The 17,044-nt window shown below is 62.5% G+C and carries 20 protein-coding genes and 1 pseudogene; 7 read left to right on the top strand and 14 right to left on the bottom strand.

Annotation, left to right across the window (positions count from 1 at the left end):
• Positions 1 to 135: 135 nt before the first annotated feature.
• The 4 genes from C380_RS16615 to C380_RS16600 all read right to left on the bottom strand — a co-directional run bounded on the left by C380_RS16615 (position 136) and on the right by C380_RS16600 (position 3,421).
• Positions 136 to 453, bottom strand: a complete 318-nt coding sequence (locus C380_RS16615) for a DUF2322 family protein (protein WP_015014991.1) — start codon at positions 451 to 453, stop codon at positions 136 to 138.
• 151 nt (positions 454 to 604) lie between these two features.
• On the bottom strand, positions 605 to 934 hold the full coding sequence (locus tag C380_RS16610) for a hypothetical protein (RefSeq protein ID WP_015014990.1): 330 nt from the start codon (positions 932 to 934) through the stop codon (positions 605 to 607).
• Positions 935 to 995: 61 nt separating this feature from the next.
• On the bottom strand, positions 996 to 1,997 hold the full coding sequence (locus C380_RS16605) for an FHA domain-containing protein (protein WP_015014989.1): 1,002 nt from the start codon (positions 1,995 to 1,997) through the stop codon (positions 996 to 998).
• Positions 1,994 to 3,421 (bottom strand): serine protease, encoded by a 1,428-nt coding sequence (locus C380_RS16600; protein WP_015014988.1) that lies wholly within the window; start codon positions 3,419 to 3,421, stop codon positions 1,994 to 1,996. Before C380_RS16600 ends, C380_RS16605 begins: the two co-directional genes overlap by 4 nt.
• A gap of 224 nt (positions 3,422 to 3,645) precedes the next feature.
• Between C380_RS16600 and C380_RS16595 the strand changes: the two genes are divergently transcribed.
• Entirely contained in the window at positions 3,646 to 4,593 is a 948-nt protein-coding gene (locus tag C380_RS16595) for a M14 family metallocarboxypeptidase (protein WP_015014987.1), read from the top strand.
• A gap of 169 nt (positions 4,594 to 4,762) precedes the next feature.
• Here C380_RS16595 and C380_RS16590 read toward each other — a convergent pair.
• The 8 genes and pseudogenes from C380_RS16590 to C380_RS16565 all read right to left on the bottom strand — a co-directional run bounded on the left by C380_RS16590 (position 4,763) and on the right by C380_RS16565 (position 11,301).
• Positions 4,763 to 5,110: pseudogene (locus C380_RS16590) on the bottom strand (DUF86 domain-containing protein).
• Positions 5,107 to 5,397 carry a nucleotidyltransferase family protein gene (locus C380_RS16585; RefSeq protein WP_015014985.1) on the bottom strand — a complete coding sequence of 97 codons (291 nt, stop codon included), beginning with the start codon at positions 5,395 to 5,397 and terminating at the stop codon, positions 5,107 to 5,109. The pseudogene C380_RS16590 and the gene C380_RS16585 overlap by 4 nt, the downstream one beginning before the upstream one ends.
• 196 nt (positions 5,398 to 5,593) lie before the next feature.
• Positions 5,594 to 5,881 carry a hypothetical protein gene (locus C380_RS16580; protein WP_015014984.1) on the bottom strand — a complete coding sequence of 96 codons (288 nt, stop codon included), beginning with the start codon at positions 5,879 to 5,881 and terminating at the stop codon, positions 5,594 to 5,596.
• 118 nt (positions 5,882 to 5,999) lie between these two features.
• The gene (locus tag C380_RS16575) at positions 6,000 to 6,539 is read right to left on the bottom strand and encodes a DUF924 family protein (protein WP_015014983.1); all 540 of its coding nucleotides are present in this window, start codon (positions 6,537 to 6,539) and stop codon (positions 6,000 to 6,002) included.
• A 43-nt stretch (positions 6,540 to 6,582) separates the two neighbouring features.
• Positions 6,583 to 7,521 (bottom strand): DUF1524 domain-containing protein, encoded by a 939-nt coding sequence (locus C380_RS24610; RefSeq protein ID WP_083871622.1) that lies wholly within the window; start codon positions 7,519 to 7,521, stop codon positions 6,583 to 6,585.
• Positions 7,509 to 8,480: an IS481 family transposase gene (locus C380_RS16570; protein ID WP_015014982.1), complete on the bottom strand. Its 972-nt coding sequence runs from the start codon at positions 8,478 to 8,480 to the stop codon at positions 7,509 to 7,511. The genes C380_RS24610 and C380_RS16570 overlap by 13 nt, the downstream gene beginning before the upstream one ends.
• Before the next feature lie 85 nt (positions 8,481 to 8,565).
• Positions 8,566 to 9,417 carry a DUF262 domain-containing protein gene (locus C380_RS24605; protein WP_083871621.1) on the bottom strand — a complete coding sequence of 284 codons (852 nt, stop codon included), beginning with the start codon at positions 9,415 to 9,417 and terminating at the stop codon, positions 8,566 to 8,568.
• A gap of 48 nt (positions 9,418 to 9,465) precedes the next feature.
• Positions 9,466 to 11,301: a glutamine--tRNA ligase/YqeY domain fusion protein gene (locus tag C380_RS16565; protein WP_015014981.1), complete on the bottom strand. Its 1,836-nt coding sequence runs from the start codon at positions 11,299 to 11,301 to the stop codon at positions 9,466 to 9,468.
• A 171-nt stretch (positions 11,302 to 11,472) separates the two neighbouring features.
• Between C380_RS16565 and C380_RS24600 the strand changes: the two genes are divergently transcribed.
• From C380_RS24600 to C380_RS16545, 5 genes are all read left to right on the top strand, one after another.
• Positions 11,473 to 11,808: a hypothetical protein gene (locus tag C380_RS24600; protein ID WP_015014980.1), complete on the top strand. Its 336-nt coding sequence runs from the start codon at positions 11,473 to 11,475 to the stop codon at positions 11,806 to 11,808.
• Positions 11,809 to 11,981: 173 nt separating this feature from the next.
• Positions 11,982 to 12,455 carry a type II 3-dehydroquinate dehydratase gene (gene aroQ, locus C380_RS16560; protein WP_015014979.1) on the top strand — a complete coding sequence of 158 codons (474 nt, stop codon included), beginning with the start codon at positions 11,982 to 11,984 and terminating at the stop codon, positions 12,453 to 12,455.
• A 27-nt stretch (positions 12,456 to 12,482) separates the two neighbouring features.
• Positions 12,483 to 12,896: an alternative ribosome rescue aminoacyl-tRNA hydrolase ArfB gene (gene arfB / locus C380_RS16555; protein ID WP_015014978.1), complete on the top strand. Its 414-nt coding sequence runs from the start codon at positions 12,483 to 12,485 to the stop codon at positions 12,894 to 12,896.
• Between the two features lie 160 nt (positions 12,897 to 13,056).
• The gene (locus tag C380_RS16550; RefSeq protein ID WP_015014977.1) at positions 13,057 to 13,887 is read left to right on the top strand and encodes a dioxygenase; all 831 of its coding nucleotides are present in this window, start codon (positions 13,057 to 13,059) and stop codon (positions 13,885 to 13,887) included.
• A gap of 58 nt (positions 13,888 to 13,945) precedes the next feature.
• On the top strand, positions 13,946 to 14,617 hold the full coding sequence (locus C380_RS16545; RefSeq protein ID WP_015014976.1) for an alpha/beta hydrolase: 672 nt from the start codon (positions 13,946 to 13,948) through the stop codon (positions 14,615 to 14,617).
• A gap of 33 nt (positions 14,618 to 14,650) precedes the next feature.
• Here the strand turns inward: C380_RS16545 and C380_RS16540 are convergent, their stop codons facing one another.
• Positions 14,651 to 15,118 (bottom strand): Lrp/AsnC family transcriptional regulator, encoded by a 468-nt coding sequence (locus tag C380_RS16540; RefSeq protein ID WP_015014975.1) that lies wholly within the window; start codon positions 15,116 to 15,118, stop codon positions 14,651 to 14,653.
• A gap of 149 nt (positions 15,119 to 15,267) precedes the next feature.
• Between C380_RS16540 and C380_RS16535 the strand changes: the two genes are divergently transcribed.
• Positions 15,268 to 16,560, top strand: a complete 1,293-nt coding sequence (locus C380_RS16535; protein WP_015014974.1) for a methionine gamma-lyase — start codon at positions 15,268 to 15,270, stop codon at positions 16,558 to 16,560.
• Here the strand turns inward: C380_RS16535 and C380_RS16530 are convergent.
• Complete coding sequence (locus C380_RS16530) at positions 16,508 to 16,981, bottom strand: Lrp/AsnC family transcriptional regulator (RefSeq protein WP_015014973.1); 474 nt, start codon at positions 16,979 to 16,981, stop codon at positions 16,508 to 16,510. The two genes, C380_RS16535 and C380_RS16530, sit on opposite strands and share 53 nt — an antisense overlap.
• Between the last annotated feature and the right edge of the window lie 63 nt (positions 16,982 to 17,044).

Here is a 17,044-nt window from a genome sequence, read left to right as displayed (position 1 = left end):
GATGACAGCGTGCGCTCCAACACCATGGCGGTCAATGGCCTGGGGCGTCAACGCGTTCACACCTCTACGACGAACGGGCCGGTGCGTTTTCGACAACCGGCCCTTTGCATCACCACATTTTTTTGTGGCGCCGGCTCAGGCGGCGATGGTGCGCACCGCAAAGCGCTCGCTGCCCTGCGCCCAGGCCAGCAGCCGGTCGATGTTGGGGTGCTTGCCCGGAAAGGCGCGCGCATCCGCCACATGCTCCGCATACCACTCCAACCCCAGGCTGGCAGCGGCAGGCGTGATCTGCCCGCCATACAGCGCCGCCAGCGCGGCATACACCACCAGCGACCCGGTCTGGCCGGGCTTGTTCTCGATGGTGGCCTGCACCTGGCCGTCCGCGCCCAGCAGTTGCAGGGCGGCGAGGTGGCTGGCGGAGGGGAGTTGCTTAAGGCGGTCTGCGAAGTTCATGGCGGTCAAATTCAAGTGAAATGAGCCGCAAGCGCTAGAAGATCATGCGCGAGCAGCTATAAAAAAGTGAGTGGTTGAATCAGCGGGGCGGAATCTTAGATGATGCGCGTGGGGCCCAGACTTAGAACAGGCGCCTCCCTTGACTAGGCGCTCACGCCTGCCACACCCCAAACCCCGCCGAGCGCAGGTCGATGCCGATCTCGATCTCCCGGTCCACCGCCTCCTCGTAGGTCATGGGGTTGAAGCCCTCGTACAGGTCCGGCAGCAGCCGCAGGCCGTACTGCGTCACAAACCGGTTGGCCTGGATGCCCGCCTTGTGCTTGTCAAACCGCACATCCGGGTCCAGCCCCGTCATGCCCACGTACACGCAGGGCTTGCCGTCGATGTAGCCGGGGTTGCATTTGCGAAAGCGCGGCTCCAGCAGCACGTCTTTGGAGAGCTCGACCACGTAGACGTGGTGGTGGGGCTTGCGGCGGCGCATGGGGGGCTGGTGGGGTGGGGCGGTGTGGGTTTGGGCTGCTTTGCGCAGTCCGTCTGGCGGGCTACTCGTCGTCCTCGTCCGCCAGCCCGTCGTCCCGCAGGCGCCGGTCCAGCTTGCCGCGCAGCGCATCGGCGTCTTGCAGGAACTGGTCCACCGGCACCGCAGGGGCCACGCGCAGGGCGGGCGGGAACAGGCTGCTCATGTACAGCTCGCTGCCCAGCCGCATGCGGTTGAGCCACTGCGCACCCAGCCACGACGGCACGCCCAGCAGCACCACGGCCGCCATGGCCCAGGCCAGGCCCACGCGGCGGCGGGGCAACACGGTAGCCAGGTGCGCGTACAGCGCGCCGGCCAGCACCAGCACCATCAGCACCGGGGCAAACCGCGACAGCGACTCTAGCGAGAACGCGAAGGCCGTCAGGTAGCTCAGCAGCTGCACCGCGTCGGCCACCAGCACGGCGGCGCACGCAATGCGCACGTGGCGCCAGAACTGCAGCTGGCTGCCAAACAGCTTGTTGGCCACAGCCCATGCGCCCGACCACAAGGTCACTACCGCCAGCGTGGTCAGCAGCAACAGGGGCACAGCCTTCAGGTATTGCGCGGCGTCGCGGGCCTCCAGCCACGACTCTCCCAGCCCGGCCAGCAGCACCAGCACTGCCAGCGCTGCCGTGGTGCCCACGGTGCGCCACGGAAACTGCGGCAGCGCCTGTTCCTCGGCAATGGGCGCATCGGCCAGGCGCAGGTGGATGTGGGTGTGGCCCAGGTCGATGGGCGTGCCATCGGGCCAGTCAAAACGCGCGCCCTGGGCATGTTGCTTGCGCTGTAGGCGTGCGCCGTTGCGGGTCTCCAGCACCTCCACCTGCACGGTGCGGGGCTCGTCCACAGCGCGGTCAATGCGCAGGTGCCGGGGCGCCACAAAGGGGTCGTCCAGCACCAGGTCACAGTCCAGCGCGCGGCCCACGGTCACGGGCCAGCGGGTGATGGGCGCACGCGCCAGCAGCGCGCCGTGGCGGTCAAAGGCCTCGATCAGCCCCAGGGTGGTGGTGGTCGGCATCGCGCTCATGGTGCGGCCTCCCAGCGAAAGGCCTTGAGGTAGTGACTGGCCAGCTTCATGCCATTGTCAAACGCAATGCCTTGCACATCCAGGCGGCCCAGCACGCCCTGTGTGGGCTGGTTGACCGAGGTGGCCAGCACCGTCATGTTGTACAGGCCGGTCAGCTTGCGATAGGCCGACAGGCACACCACCGCACGCAGCGGCACGGTGCCGGGGTCCACAAACCGCTCGGTGCACTCGGCTGCTGTCTGGTGGCGGTTGCCGCGTGTGGGCAGGCGCTCGTTGGCAAAACTTTGCGAGTACATGCGGGCAAACCGGGCGGCGCCCAGCGTGGGCGCGTTGTAGGCCTCGTAAGACAGGCGCACTGCGCCGGTGCTGAAGTCTCCCGCCACCACATCGCTGTCGGCCTGGCACTGCGTGCGCTCCAGGTTCAGCCCCGGAAAGGCCGGGTCGCGCCCCGATCCCCAGCACCGCGCTAGCGCATCGTCGGGCACCGGCAGGCGGTAGTTGCCGTGGCGCTGCTCGCGAAACGGCGCTCTCAAAAAGCGGTCCGTCAGCAGTTGCTGGTGCTCCATCAGCTGTCGCGTCATCTCGGCATGTGCGGCCTGGGTGATGGGCTGGGCGTTGGCTGCGCGCTGCACCAGCGCCTGCGCAAACTCGGCCGGGATCAAAAAGCTGACTTGCTCGCCATCGAGCCGCTTGGCCACGTTGACGCCCAGCACCCGGCCTGCGTCGTCCACGGCGGGGCCGCCGCTCATGCCGGGGTTGAGCGCGCCGCCAAAAAAGATGCGCGGGTAAAAGCTGCGCTTGACCAGGCCGTTGTAGGTGCCCTCGGTCACCGCAAAGCCAATGTCCAGCGGGTTGCCCAGCGAGTAAATGCGCTCGCCCTGCGCCAGTGGGTCGGTGGTGGGGCGAAAGCTCAGCACCGGCGCTGCTGCCGTGCGCCCCTTGGCGCGCAGCACGGCCAGGTCGCGCTGCACGTCAAACGCCAGCAGCTCCACCTCGCCCTCCTGCCCCTCCATCGTCACGTACACGCCCCGGTAGCGCTCGGGCTCCAGCGCCAACTGGCTGGCCACGTGAAAGTTGGTGACGATGAGCCCATCGGCCGACACAAAAAAGCCCGAGCCAATCGATGCCTGCGTGTTGGCGTTGCGCAGCAGCGTGCGGATCTGCACCAGCTTGTCGCGCGACAGCTCGTAAATGCGCCGCGCATCGCGCGACAGCAGGGCCGCATCGGCGGCGGTGGGTGCGGCGGCTGTGGCGCCGCTCGGTGTTGGGGCTGTGCCATCCACAGCGGCACTGCCCGCCGGGCGCTTGGCCGGGGTGTTGGCAGCAGCGGGTGGAGGGGCGGGCTGTGCGTGCGCCAGCGCACACAGCAGCAAAAGCAGCGACGAGGTCGCCAGCCGCAAGGGCCGAATCGAAGGGAAGGGCATCGCGGTATTCTATGAACGCCCTGCGACAAGCCTTAGAGCGGCTAACAAAACTCTTCTGGCGTCGTTGCTGTGTCTTGTCGTACTGCTCGTACTGCCTGCGACACAGCGTCTAGCCAGAACCGCTTCGCTGAGTTTTGTTAGCCGCTCTTGTTGGCGTTGTCCTTTCCGTCGGCCCCGTTTGCCGCCGGGCCTGCCATTCACCCGCCACACCATCCCACGCACCCATGCAACCCACCCTCACCTATCCCATCGGCACGCCCGGCCAAGCCTGGGGCGCAGCAGAACGCGACCAGTGGCGCGCACGCCAGGTGCGCCAGCGCAGCTACGCCGAAGACGTGCTCACGGCCATCGAGGCACTGCGGGGCCGGTTGGATGTGGAGATGTATGGCGACGTGATTTATGGCGACGCCCAGCACCCGGCAGAGCGCTTTCCCCTGCGGGCCCTGCGCAGCCGCAACTGGCAGCCCGGCCTGCCCGCCGTGCTGGTGACCGGCGGGGTCCATGGCTACGAGACCAGCGGCGTGCACGGCGCTCTGCGGTTTGTGGACACGCACGCCGAGCGCTTTGCAGGCCGCGCCAACTTGCTGTTCGTGCCCTGCGTCAGCCCCTGGGCGTACGAGCGTGTTCAGCGCTGGAACTTCGACGCCATCGACCCCAACCGGTCTTTCCGCGACGGATCGCCCGCGCAAGAGTCCGCCGCCCTCATGCGTCTGGTGGCACAGCACCAGGTTCAATACGGCCTGTTTGCCGCCCACATCGACCTGCACGAAACCACCGACACCGACGAATCCGAATACCGCCCCGCCGTGGCCGCGCGCGACGGCAAGGTGTTCGAGCCTGGCAGCATCCCCGACGGCTTCTACCTGGTGGACGACGCCGACAACCCACAGCCCGCCTTCCAGCAAGCCATCATCGAAGCCGTCAGCCGTGTGACCCACATCGCGCCTGCGGACGAGAAAAACGAAATCATCGGCACGCCCGTGGTGGCTCCAGGCGTCATCCACTACCCGATGAAGCAGTGGGGCCTGTGCGCGGGCATCAGCGGCGCGCGCTACACCACGACGACGGAGGTCTACCCCGACAGCCCCCGTGCCACGCCCGAGCAGTGCATTGAGGCGCAGGTGGCGGCGGTGTGTGCGGCGGTGGAGTTTGTGTGTGGAGCAAAAAGCTAGCTGGAGCACCTCTGCTTTGATAGCCGAATTGGCTACCAGCGCTTGATGAATAAGCGCGAGCAGCTACGCTAAAGATAGCGAATCTGGCAACGGTTGGATTGCGAACCTGCCCGCTGGCCGCTGGCCGCCGGCTACGCAGCCGGGCCGCTTTACTTCCGTAGAGATTCGCTCAGCTCGACGGCAGTGCGTCGAGTTCTGACTTCAGTGCTGGCAATGCCGTCTGAACCGTGTCCCAGACCACTTCAAGGTTGATGTCAAAGTAACCATGGGCAATGCGGTTACGCATGCCGCGCATATTCCGCCAAGGTATGTGACTGTGTTCAGCCGCAAAGGCTGCGTGCTGATCCATCACCTTGGTAGCCGCTTCGCCCAGAACAATCAGGCTCATCACCACTGCTTGCTGGGTGCGCTTGTCCTGCATGAAGTCGGCCTGCGCCATGCCATCCACAAACGATTACGCATCGGCAATGGCTTGCCGCATGTGATCCAGGTAGTCCGGCAGCCTGCTTGCGCTCATAGATGTTTGGCTTCACGAGCTACAGCGTCACGGAACTTGGCGGGCAAATCCTTGAGCGTTAGGACATCTACCGACACGCCCAGCAGCTCTTGCAGCTCGTCTTGCAGGCCCCCCAAATCCAGCAGCGTCGTGCCGGGCAAGGTCTCCACCAGCAGATCCAGGTCGCTGCCGTCTTGATCATCGCCCCGCGAAGCAGAGCCAAACACCCTCGGATTGGTCACCCGATAGCGTGCCGCTGCTTGAAAAACAGCATCGCGGTGTTGGCTGAGGGCGAGAGAAGGGCGCATGGCTTGGAGTTTAGCGGTGCTGCTTGTTTTTAGGTCAAATCGGCATCTGGCGCTTAATGAGTATGCGCGAGCAGCTATTGAAACCGTAGCAATCCAAGGCGTTTGGCGATGTGGCTGCTGGCAGGCAGTCCGTGCATTGCGACAAGGCGAGACGCCGACGCGTGGGAGTATTCGCGCTCAGCTCCTACTGGGGGCTTCACAAAGCACCCAGCAGCCGGGCACTCACCTCGGCAGCATCGGGCGCGGCAAACGCCATGTTGTGCTGCTCTGTCAGCGGCCCATGGCCCGGCTCCATGCGGCCAGCGGCGTCGTAGCCCATGGCCTTGAACTTCCATGCCCCTCCGACCAACTTGAGTGAGCCCACATGCGCGCCATCGGCTGTGTGCACGGATACCACGGCGGCGTTGACGGGCACCAGTTGCAACGGGCCAGCCACCCGGCCAGGCGGCACATGGGTGAAGGTGGGGGTGAACGGAGGCGTCATGGACGGGCTTTGCTGCTGCTGCTGGAGCTGTTTTGAATGAAATTGGCTTGTAGCGCTAGAAGGATATACGCTGGAAGCTATCAATAAAGGAGCGTTCAGGGCTGAGATAGCGCCCGAGTCAGAACGACGACCCCGGCTCGCTCAAAAACGCCAGTTCTTCGGCCGTGGACGTGCGGCCCAGTACCGCGTTCCGGTGCGGGTAGCGCCCAAAGCGGTCGATGATGGCCTTGTGCCGTCGCTCAAAGTCCAGGTTGTTTTCCATGCCCGGCTGCGCAAACAGCTCAAGCGCTTGCTCATGAATCACGGCAGATTCGCTGTGCATGTACGGCATGTAGGCAAACACGCGCTGCTCCGTGGGCAGGCTGCGGTCCTGCCCGCTGGCCACCAGCTCTTGCGCCAGGGCGAGGGCTAGTGCGTCGTGCGCAAAGGCGCGGGCGGTGTCGCGGTACACATTGCGCGAGAACTGGTCCAGCACCAGGATTTCTGCCAACCGGCCTTCTGGGGTGGCGCGCCAGGGGAACAGTTCGCAGCGGGCGGCGGCCTCCAGCGTGGGGTCGAAGCGAGTGCGGATGGATTCGTCGAGGGCAGCGTCTTTGGCGAAGTGCTGCTGGGGAGTGAGTTCGGTGAACCAGAAGTGCAGGATTGATTGTGGGTTCACAGATATCAGTTTCCGTTAAAAGTCAGTTATTAGCTGAATTCACTTAAAGGAGGCTGCCGATTTTTGCTCTGCCTTTTTTTGCGGGTTGCTTCGATAGTCCAAATCGCTCATCAACTACCGTCCAAAAACGCTCGGCTAGTTCGAGTGTTCGTTTTTCGACTTCGCGAGAAGTCCAGGCAACTGAATTGCTGAGCGTACTATCGCAGGGAAGTTGACCTGCCTTATATTTTGCAAGCTTATCTGCTGCAGGAGAATTGCCGAGCTCGTTGTTGAAGGCGGTTTTTAAAAACCATAAATTTCCAATAGATGCAATTTCACCTTCAGTCATTCTGGTGGAACTTTGTGGCTCGATATGTTCGATTGACATTTCGGCAGGATTAATTGCTACTGCAGGAAACATCAACGAAAATAGTTTGGTAACGACGTATTGAACCTCGCGCTTTTGCGTCGTAAATTTATCTGAATATCGTAGTTCCTTGAATTTCTGTATGAATTGCTCTTTTGAAGGAAGTTTGGAGGCTAGTTTTTCGGCAAATTCGTCAATAGCTTTCTGCCTACGTCCGGGCTCAGTAACGCTAGATAGTGCCTTTGCGTGAAATGCATACATCTGTGCCACACCCCCTGATGATCTGGCGTTCATGATGCTGGTATTGACAAATGTAAAAATCTCGATAATTTGAAAAATTCGAAATAATTCTGCCTTAGACAGCGTTCGAGCTTCATATTTTCGAAGACTGGTCATCATCAGGGGGAGAGGATGCTTTACGCGGAATCGCCCTATAGCATCAATTGATGATCTGATCTCGAGTTCATCATTGCGCCATTTTCTATAACTCACTTCGTGTAAATCGCGATAAACTGCAGAAAATTCCAGTAGGTCATCTAGCAATTTTTTTGCTGCCGCTTTTGTTTTGACTGAGGTCTTGACCGTCTTAAAAATATCACGCTTCTGCGTGAATTGATTTGTCGCTAGCTGTCGCATCCCGTACGATCATATAGTCGCTTGTGAAACAGGTGCGGGTGGGTCTGGTACCACTCTTTCATCGCCTGCATCGGCGTACTGCTCTTGAGCGCTGACTGCGGTAACTGGTGGTTGTACAAGGCCACATAGCGCAGCAGGGTTTGCTCCATGTCTTCGCGGCTGTTGAACCTGTGGGTCTTCAAAACGTCCGCAATGCGGCCGTTAAATCGCTCCACCATGCCGTTGGTTCTGGGTGTTCTGGGCTTGGTCAGTCGGTGCTCGATGCCTAACTCCTGGCACAGTTGATCGAATTCATGGTTGCCGCTGGGTTCGCGTTCCCGGCTGGCAAACAGACGGTCCGTGAACTCTTTGCCGTTGTCGGTCAACAGCTTGTTGATCCTGATCGGACAGGCCTTGTGCAACGCCTTGAGGAAGGCCTGTGCACTGGCGGCGGTCTTGTTGGACTTGAGCTGCACAAACACCCAACGCGTGGCCCTATCGATAGCCACGAACAGGTAGCGCCGGCTGCTCTCATCCTGCATCTGGGGCAGGTACTTCACGTCCATGTGCACGTAGCCTGGCTCGTAGCTCTTGAAGGTCTTGTAGGCCAGCGCAGGCTGCTGGGGCTTTAGAGCATTGAGGTTGCCCGCTCCATGGCGGCGCAAGCACCTGTCCAGCCCGGAGCGCGAGACATGGGGACAGATGAACTCCCGTGTCACGGCCAGCAGGTCATCCAAAGGCAGCAGCAAGGTACGCCGCAAGTGAACCACCACTGTTTCTTGTGCTGGCGTAAGCACGGTCTGCAGGTGGTGGGCAGTGTGAGAGCGGTCTGCAAAGACGGAACGCTTCTTCCACTTGTAGACCGTCTGCTCAGTGATCCCAAAGCGCTGGGCCAGGACGCTGGCTGGTTCATTGCTGGCTGCGATCTCGGCGCGCACGGCGGGCGTGGTGCGGGCGTTCTTGTGCAGGGCTATCAACATGGCTTCACTCCCTGGGTGGATTGCAAGGACTCTATCAACTCCTTTAGAACCGCTCGCGCCATGAAGAGTGGATAGCGTTTGGAGTCTATGCAATCGTCCGGGATGTGACAGCTAGCCAGTAGTGGTATAAAAACCCATCCAAATCTACACCCTCGGCGGATATAGCCTTGATGTTGTCAGACATAAATGACCAGCGTACTTTGACATCATCACTTTGAGAGTTTTTTTCGCGCAGCAGACGGGCTAAATGATTTTTTAAAAGATCGGCAGTCGCAAGATCTTTTCCGCGAGTATTTAACGTTTCGAATACTTGATAAGCGTCATCTTCGTTGTCCAACTCCACATAGATTAGCTTTAGAGATAACAAGGCATCTCGAAGATCATCCAAGCGACCTTTTATTCTTATGCGTTTGCTGGCCGTACTAGCTCCAGTTGCTTCTATCGCGGCTGTTTCCGCAGCAACCTTTTCGCAAAAATAAGTAAATGCCGATTGAAGAAGAGACTCTTCTTCTCCTAGTTTTGATTTGAATTTTTCTGGTTGCGATCTTTGAATCGCAGTCTGAAAGTATGGGTATGAGGTTTCAGTTTTTAAAACAAAGGTTGCTTCATTATTTTTGTTATTGCGTTCGATAAAATTTTGAGCGCCTGAGGCCCGATCTTCGAACGCGTACTGTCTGTATCCGTTTCGTATGGCAGCCAGCAAAAGGGTAATTGTTGTTAGTCGTTGTTGGCCATCAACAATGGCTTTGTATTGCCCTTTTGCAAAAGTAACGATAGAGCCAATGAAATAGTCTTGTTGTTTGGCTAGAAAAACATCATTCCAAAATTCCTCCCAGTTATCACGTTCCCAGGAATATGGGCGTTGAAATCTTGGAATTTCAAAATAATGGCTTTGAAATATGAATTCAACTGAATGATCTTGGCACTGGATCTTCATGTCTCCTCTCCCCTCATCTATTTTTATATTTATGCGAGCGGGCTGCGGCTACTTACCCCAAGAATCCTTCAACCCCACCGCCAAGTTAAACACCGGCTTCTCCGCCCGGTGATCCAACCGATCCGCCACAAAGTACCCGTGCCGCTCAAACTGAAACTTGTCATCTGGCTTGGCATTGGCCAATGACGGCTCCACGATGGCGGTCACCACCTTCAGGCTGTTCGGGTTCAGGCTTTCGATGAAGTCCTTGCCGCCCGCGTCGGGCTGGGCGTCCAGGAACAGGCGGTCGTACATGCGCACTTCGGCGTTCACGCCGTCGGCCACGCCCACCCACGTGATGGCGGCCTTGACCTTGACGCTGTCGGCGCCGGGGGTGCCGCTCTTGGTGTCGGGCACCACGGTGGCCAGCACTTCGGTGATGACTCCGCTAGCGTCTTTGGTGCAGCCGGTGCATTCGATGACGTAGCCGCCCTTCAGGCGCACCCTGTTGCCGGGGAAGAGGCGCTTGTAGCCCTTGGGGGGCACTTCTTCAAAGTCTTCGCGTTCGATCCAGACTTCCTTGCCGATGGTGAAGTGGCGCAGGGGCGATTCGGTTCCTTCGGGTGGGTGAGGCAGGGCGGGCAGGCTGCAAGGCTCCAGGTGGCCGGCGCCCATCACGTCGTCCCAGTTGGTGAGCACCAGCTTGACGGGGTTGAGCACGGCCATGCCTCGGTGGGCCTTCAGTTCCAGGTCTTCGCGCAGGCAGCCTTCCAGGGTGCTGTAGTCGATCCAGCTGTCGGATTTGGTGACGCCGATGCGCTCGGCAAAGGTCTGGATGGCAGCAGGGGTGTAGCCACGGCGGCGCAGGCCCACGATGGTGGGCATGCGGGGGTCGTCCCAGCCGCTGACCTTGTGGTCGTACACCAGCTGGGCAAGCTTGCGCTTGCTGGTGATGACGTAGGTGAGGTTCAGGCGCGCAAATTCGTACTGGCGGGGGGGCGGGCTGGTCAGCAGGCCACCTTCGGTCAAACGTTCCAGCAGCCAGTCGTAGAAGGGGCGCTGGTCTTCAAACTCCAGCGTGCACAGGCTGTGGGTGATCTGCTCCAGCGCGTCCTCGATGGGGTGCGCGTAGGTGTACATGGGGTAGATGCACCAGGTGTCGCCCGTGTTGTGGTGCGTGGCGCGGCGGATGCGGTAAATGGCCGGGTCGCGCATGTTGATGTTGGGGCTGGCCATGTCGATCTTGGCGCGCAGCACCATGGAGCCGTCTTCGTGCTGGCCGTCCTTCATCTCGCGGAAGATGCGCAGGTTCTCAGCCGGGGTGCGGCTGCGGAAGGGGCTGTCCACGCCGGGCTTGCTGAAGTCGCCCCGGTTCACGCGCATTTGTTCGGCGGTTTGCTCGTCCACGTAGGCGTGGCCGGCTTCGATCAGGTATTCGGCCGCGCGGTACATGAAGTCGAAGTAGTCGCTGGCCTGGTAGGGGGCGGCGCTGCCGGGGGCCTGGCCGATCTGTGTCCAGTCAAAACCGAGCCATTTCACGGCGTCGATGATGCTGTTGACGTATTCGGTGTCTTCTTTTTCGGGGTTGGTGTCGTCAAAACGCAGGTGGCACACGCCGCCGTAGTCACGCGCCAGGCCAAAGTTGATGCAGATGCTCTTGGCGTGGCCCACGTGCAGGTAGCCGTTGGGTTCGGGCGGGAAGCGGGTGCGGATTTTGGCGGGGTCGGGCTCGCCCTGGGCGTGGTGGGCGGCGTCGCCGGGGGTGCCGGCCCAGCGGCGGGTGGCGTAGGTGCCTTTGTCCAGGTCGTGTTCGATGATCTGGCGCAAAAAGTTGCTGGGCTTGACGGTTTCAGCGGCCGCAGAAGTGGCAGTGGCGGCGGTATTGGCGGGGGAGGGGGTGCTCATCCAGCCATTTTAGGCGGCGGTTTCGTGACGGTTTACGCATTAAAACAAGCGCGTGTACGTTCAGACACAACGTAAAGACGGTTTTGTGCCATCCTTTTAGGCACTTGGTGCGTTGTGTACCGGTGAGGTGTGTCCTTTTGGTGGGCCGCCCTCATTCACTAGGAGATTTCCATGACGAAAACCCGTTCTGTTTCTACTGCGGCCGCTGTGGCGGGTGTGGCACTGGCCCTGTTGGCTGGTGCTGGCTCCGCCCAGGCCCGCGATGTCAATTGGTCCGTGGGCATTGGCGTGCCCGGCGTGGTGGTGGGGGCCAGCAATGGCTACTACGCCCCCGCCCCGGTTTACGTGGCACCGCCCCCACCGGTGTATTACGCTCCCCCTCCACGCCCCGTGTACTACAGCGCTCCCCCGGTGTACTACGCACCACCCCCAGCGGTGGTTTATGGCGGTTATGGCTACGGCCATCGCCACCACGGGCACGGCCACGGTCGCCACTGGGACCGTTGATCAGCCCCCAGCGGCTGGTCTGTCACCAACCTCTTGGGCGCGAGTCGCTCACAGGCAGCGTTGCACAGGCTGCCTTTTACAGCGGTCCTTCGGGGCCGCTTTTTTCTTGGCGCCTCATAATCCCGCACTCTGGCCTGCCAGCGTGGCAGGCGCATTGCCCCGGAGACTTGTCTGTGACCGCCAATAAAACCGTTTTTGTCCTCAATGGCCCCAATCTGAACCTGCTGGGCACGCGCGAGCCTGCCGTGTACGGCGCCGCCACCCTGGCCGATGTGGAAAAGCTCTGCACTGACGCCTGCAATCGCCACGGTTTTGCGCTGCGTTTTCACCAAAGCAACCACGAAGGGGCCTTGGTGGACTGGATTCATGAGGCGGGGCGCCTGCATGCAGCGGGCGAGCTGGCAGGCGTGGTCATCAACGCCGGGGCCTACACCCACACCAGCATTGCCCTGCACGACGCCATCAAGGGCACGGGCATCACCCTGATCGAGCTGCACATCAGCAATGTGCATGCGCGCGAGGCCTACCGCCACCATTCGTACATGGCGGCCGCCGCCAAGGCGGTGATGTGTGGATTTGGCGTGCTGGGCTATGGCCTGGCGATTGACGGGCTGGCGCAGTTGCTGGCCCAGCAGCCAGCGGCCTGATGGCTGGGCGCGGGGGATTTCACGACCATGGCCCCGCTGCCCCTGCAGGTCTCTGAGGACGAGGTCGAAATCACCGCCATGCGCGCGCAGGGCGCGGGCGGGCAAAACGTCAACAAGGTATCGAGCGCCGTCCACCTGCGGTTTGACGTGGCGGCATCGTCGCTGCCCGAGGGCGTGAAGGAGCGCCTGCTGGCCCTGCGCGACACCCGCATCACCCAAGATGGTGTGGTGGTCATCAAGGCCCAGCAATACCGCAGCCAGGAGTTGAACCGCGCCGACGCCCTGGAGCGCCTGAACGCGTTGGTCAACAGCGTGGCCGTGCCGCCCCGCGTGCGCAGGGCCACCAAACCCACCTATGGCTCGCAACAGCGGCGCCTGCAAAGCAAGACGCAGCGGGGCGAGACCAAGGCGCTGCGCGGCCGGGTGCGCGACGGGTCCTGAGGCTTGCGCGTCAGGAGGGATGTGCAGGTGTTGCCCACCGTGCGCCATCGGCCTGTCAATGTTTGATTGGCGTCATCCGTAGAACAATCTGTCTGCCCTGCAGGGCTTGGTATCGCAGGCTATCAGTCCTACATTCATGGCATCCCTTGTTGGAGTTGTCATGTCTGCCTCTGTCCAAGCCCCCGTTCCAGTTTCTGCTGCAATTCCTGCCCTGTTTGTGTCGCACGGCGCGCCCTTGTTTGCGCTGGATGCGGGCACTACGGGCCCGGCGCTCACGCAATGGGGCCAGAGCCTGAAGTCGCAGTACCCTGGCCTGCGGGGTGTGGTGGTCATGTCGCCGCACTGGATGGCGCGGTCGGCGCTGGTGATGACCGGGCCACAGCCCGCCACCTGGCACGACTTTGGCGGGTTCCCCCCGGCGCTGTACCAGCTGCAATACCCGGCCCCCGGCTCGCCCGCGCTGGCGCAGGAGGTGCTGGGCCTGCTGCAAGCTGCTGGCGTGGCCGCCCAAGGTGACGCCGCACGCCCCTTTGACCATGGCGCCTGGGTGCCGCTGATGCATTTGTTCCCGCAGGCCGACGTACCCGTGGTGCAGGTGGCCCTGCCCGTGGGCGCGGGCCCGGCCGAGGTGTATGCGCTGGGCGCGGCCTTGCGCAGCCTGCGCAGCCAGGGCGTGCTGGTGGTGGGGTCGGGCAGCATGACGCACAACCTGGCCGAGTTTTTTGGCGGAGAGCGCGAACCTGCGCCCTATGTGCTGGAGTTCAGCCGCTGGATCGAGGACGCTCTGGCCCGTGGGGACATGGCCGCGCTGCTCAACTACCGCAGCCAGGCCCCCCATGCCCAACGCGCGCACCCCACCGAAGACCACTTCCTGCCCATCTTCTTTGCCCTGGGTGCGGCGGGCGACGACCTGCACGCAAACTACTTGAGCCGCGAGGTGATGTACAGCATGCTGTCGATGGACGCTTTTGCGCTGGAGCCGGTGCACTGACACGGAAATCCTCGCACTCCACCCGTTTTTGGCCCTAAACCGTTCGAGGCGCACATCTATGCTTACCTTGCCGCTCTCCTTTTTGCAGCGCCCCGCTGCCGCCACGACACCCCGGCCCTGGCTGCTGGTGCTGATGCATGGCGTGGGCAGCAACGAGCAGGACCTGTTCAGCCTGGCCCCGCAGATCCCGGACCGGTTCCATGTGTTGAGCCTGCGGGCGCCGTTTCGCATGGGGCCGGGCTCGCATGCATGGTTTGATTTCTCCATCGAGCCCAACGGCGAACGCACCATCAATGAAGAGCAGGAGGCGCAAAGCCGCGCCCTGGTGGCCCAGGCCGTCGAATCTGCCTCCGAGCAGCTGGGCATTCCGCCTGAGCGGGTGGTGGTGGGCGGATTCAGCCAGGGCGGCATCATGGCGCTGTCACTGCTGCTGACAAAGCCCGCGCTGATGCACGCCGGCCTGGTGTGGCACAGCCGCCTGCTGCCGCAGGTGGTGCCCCTGACGGCCCCGGCCGATGCGCTGCGCGGCAAGCGGCTGTGGCTGAGCCATGGCACCCACGACAACGTGATCCCCCTGGCCAACGCCCAGGCCATTGCGCACCACATGGCGCCCCTGCCGGTGGCGGTGAGCTACCACGAGTTCCCCAGCGCGCACGAAATTCGCCCGTCCGAGCTGGCGGCCACGGTGGCATGGTTGGAGTCGCTCTCGATCACGCCCACGGCTTTCTGAGCGAAGGCCCCGTTTCGCCGCAGCGCACCAGCCTCACACCGGCAGCGCCATGGTGCGCTTCACTTCCTTGAGCGAAAAGCTCGTCGAAATCTCACGCACGCCCGGCAGGCTGCGCACATGGGTGCGCACGTAGTCGGCAAACGATTCCAGGTCGGCCGCCACCACCTCCAGCTGGTAGTCGTAGCGGCCCGAGAGGTTGTGGCACGACAGCACCTGGGGCATGGCCATCACCTCGCGTTCCAGCGCCGAGGTGGTTTCGGCGGTGTGGTCGTGCAGCGCCAGTTGCACAAAGCCCAGCACGCCCCAGCCCACGCGCTGGCGGTGCAGGTGGGCGTGGTAGCCCGCAATCACCCCGGCTTCTTCCAGCGCACGCACGCGCCGCCAGCAGGGCGAGGTGGAAAGCGACACCGCCTCGGCCAGGTCGCCCACGGTGGCGCGGCCGTCGCGCTGCAGGGCGTTGAGCAGGGTGCGGTCTACGGGGTCGAGCGGGTAGGGGTGCATGATGGCTTGCAGGGTGATTGTTTAAGGCAAATTTTGCCCTTTGAATCTGTTATTGAGGCAAAGAAGGAGAAATTTTGCCCGCCGATGAGGCCAAGAATCTCCACATCCGACCCGCACCCCGCCTGTGGTCGGCCCATCAGGAGACAAGCATGACCCGCACCACCGACCACACCACCGCCACCGGCTTCAGCACCCGCGCCATTCACCACGGCTACAACCCCGCCGACCACCAGGGCGCGCTGGTGCCGCCCATCCACACCTCGGCCACCTACGCCTTCCCGGACGTGGCCTATGGCGCGCGCTGCTTTGCTGGCGAGGAACCCGGCTACTTCTACACCCGCATTGCCAACCCCACGCTGGCGCTGCTGGAAGGGCGGCTGGCGGCGCTGGAAGAGGGCGCGGGCGCGGTGGTGTTCGGCTCAGGCATGGGCGCCATCACCGCCACGCTGTGGTCCATGCTGGAGCCTGGCGACGAAGTCCTGGCCGACCTTACGCTCTATGGCTGCACCTTCTCGTTTTTGAACCACGGGCTGGGGCGCTTTGGCGTCACGGTGCGCCATGTGGACATGACCGACCCCGCCCGCGTGGCCGAGGCACTGACCGCCAAGACCCGCGTGGTCTACCTGGAAACCCCCGCCAACCCCAACATGCGCCTGGTGGACATCGCTGCGGTATCAGCTTTGGCCCACGCCCAGGGCGCCAAGGTGGTGGTGGATAACACCTACTGCACGCCCTACCTGCAGCAGCCATTGCTGCTGGGTGCCGATGTGAGCGTGCATTCCATGACCAAGTACCTGGGCGGCCATGGCGACCTGACGGCGGGCGCAGCCGTGTTTGCCGATGCCGAACTGGCCCAGCGCGTGCGCCTGTACGGCCTGAAAGACATGACCGGCGCGGTGATGTCGGCGCAAGACGCACATCTGGTGATGCGCGGCCTGAAAACCCTGGCCCTGCGCATGGACCGCCACTGCCAGAGCGCGCAGAAGGTGGCCGAATTCATCGCCGCCCACCCGGCTGCGGCGGCCGTGCACTACCCCGGCCTGCCCAGCTTTGCGCAGCACGCGCTGGCTAAGCAGCAGATGCGCCAGATGGGCGGGATGATTGCTTTTGAGCTGCGCGGTGGTCTGCAGGCGGGTGTGCGCTTCATGGACGCGCTACAGCTCGTCACCCGCGCCGTGAGTCTGGGCGATGCCGAAACCCTGGCCCAGCACCCCGCCAGCATGACGCATTCCACCTACACGCCCGAGCAGCGAGCCGCCCACGGCATTGCCGAAGGGTTGGTGCGCCTGTCGGTGGGGCTGGAAGACCTGGACGACCTGCTCGCCGACATCGGGCAGGCGCTGGACCTGGCCCATGCCATGGACCTGAGCGCGGGCGTCAACGCGGCGATCAGCCCCGAGCGTGCGGCAGCGGCAGCGCCGTCTTGTAGCGCACCTGCTTGAGCGCAAAGCTGGAGCGGATCTTCTCGATGCCCGGAATCGGCGTGAGCTGCTCCAGGATGAACCGCTCCAGCGCCGCAATGTCAGGCAGTGCCACGCGGATGAGGTAGTCGGAGTCGCCGCTCATCAAGTAGCACTCCATCACCTCGTCGTGCTCGGCGATGCGCCGCTCGAAGTCGGCCAGCGCCTCCTTGCTCTGCGTCTTCAGGCTGATGTTGATGAACACATTGAGCCCCAGGCCCAGCGACGCCGCATTGGCCAGCGCCACATAGCGGGCAATCACGCCCGCCGCCTCCAGCGCCTTCACCCGCGCCAGGCAGGGCGAAGGTGACAGGTGTACGCGGCGCGCCAGCTCCACGTTGGAGAGCGAGCCATCGGCCTGCAACTCGGCCAGAATGCGCAGATCGGTTGCGTCAAGCTTCATATGCTGTCATTTCATTTTAGTACGGCATATTGTGCTTTTGAATTGACAAATTCTGCGCGTTTC

The sequence above is a fragment of the Acidovorax sp. KKS102 genome (genome assembly GCF_000302535.1).
Classification (GTDB): Bacteria; Pseudomonadota; Gammaproteobacteria; order Burkholderiales; family Burkholderiaceae_C; genus Acidovorax.
Note: the sequence above shows the minus strand (reverse complement) of the source record. Positions and strands in the feature narration are given on the sequence as shown.

What these genes read in the sequence shown, in the direction of transcription:
- C380_RS16570 (WP_015014982.1), bottom strand. Translation starts at nt 8,480, where the DNA reads ATGTTGATAGCCCTGCACAAGAACGCCCGCACCACGCCCGCCGTGCGC.
- arfB (WP_015014978.1), top strand. Translation starts at nt 12,483, where the DNA reads ATGGCCCCGCTGCCCCTGCAGGTCTCTGAGGACGAGGTCGAAATCACC.
- C380_RS16565 (WP_015014981.1), bottom strand. Translation starts at nt 11,301, where the DNA reads ATGAGCACCCCCTCCCCCGCCAATACCGCCGCCACTGCCACTTCTGCG.
- C380_RS16540 (WP_015014975.1), bottom strand. Translation starts at nt 15,118, where the DNA reads ATGCACCCCTACCCGCTCGACCCCGTAGACCGCACCCTGCTCAACGCC.
- C380_RS16580 (WP_015014984.1), bottom strand. Translation starts at nt 5,881, where the DNA reads ATGACGCCTCCGTTCACCCCCACCTTCACCCATGTGCCGCCTGGCCGG.
- C380_RS16530 (WP_015014973.1), bottom strand. Translation starts at nt 16,981, where the DNA reads ATGAAGCTTGACGCAACCGATCTGCGCATTCTGGCCGAGTTGCAGGCC.
- C380_RS24600 (WP_015014980.1), top strand. Translation starts at nt 11,473, where the DNA reads ATGACGAAAACCCGTTCTGTTTCTACTGCGGCCGCTGTGGCGGGTGTG.
- C380_RS16605 (WP_015014989.1), bottom strand. Translation starts at nt 1,997, where the DNA reads ATGAGCGCGATGCCGACCACCACCACCCTGGGGCTGATCGAGGCCTTT.
- C380_RS16585 (WP_015014985.1), bottom strand. Translation starts at nt 5,397, where the DNA reads ATGCGCCCTTCTCTCGCCCTCAGCCAACACCGCGATGCTGTTTTTCAA.
- C380_RS16600 (WP_015014988.1), bottom strand. Translation starts at nt 3,421, where the DNA reads ATGCCCTTCCCTTCGATTCGGCCCTTGCGGCTGGCGACCTCGTCGCTG.
- C380_RS16550 (WP_015014977.1), top strand. Translation starts at nt 13,057, where the DNA reads ATGTCTGCCTCTGTCCAAGCCCCCGTTCCAGTTTCTGCTGCAATTCCT.
- C380_RS16535 (WP_015014974.1), top strand. Translation starts at nt 15,268, where the DNA reads ATGACCCGCACCACCGACCACACCACCGCCACCGGCTTCAGCACCCGC.
- C380_RS16610 (WP_015014990.1), bottom strand. Translation starts at nt 934, where the DNA reads ATGCGCCGCCGCAAGCCCCACCACCACGTCTACGTGGTCGAGCTCTCC.
- C380_RS24610 (WP_083871622.1), bottom strand. Translation starts at nt 7,521, where the DNA reads ATGCGACAGCTAGCGACAAATCAATTCACGCAGAAGCGTGATATTTTT.
- C380_RS16545 (WP_015014976.1), top strand. Translation starts at nt 13,946, where the DNA reads ATGCTTACCTTGCCGCTCTCCTTTTTGCAGCGCCCCGCTGCCGCCACG.
- C380_RS16615 (WP_015014991.1), bottom strand. Translation starts at nt 453, where the DNA reads ATGAACTTCGCAGACCGCCTTAAGCAACTCCCCTCCGCCAGCCACCTC.
- C380_RS24605 (WP_083871621.1), bottom strand. Translation starts at nt 9,417, where the DNA reads ATGAAGATCCAGTGCCAAGATCATTCAGTTGAATTCATATTTCAAAGC.
- C380_RS16595 (WP_015014987.1), top strand. Translation starts at nt 3,646, where the DNA reads ATGCAACCCACCCTCACCTATCCCATCGGCACGCCCGGCCAAGCCTGG.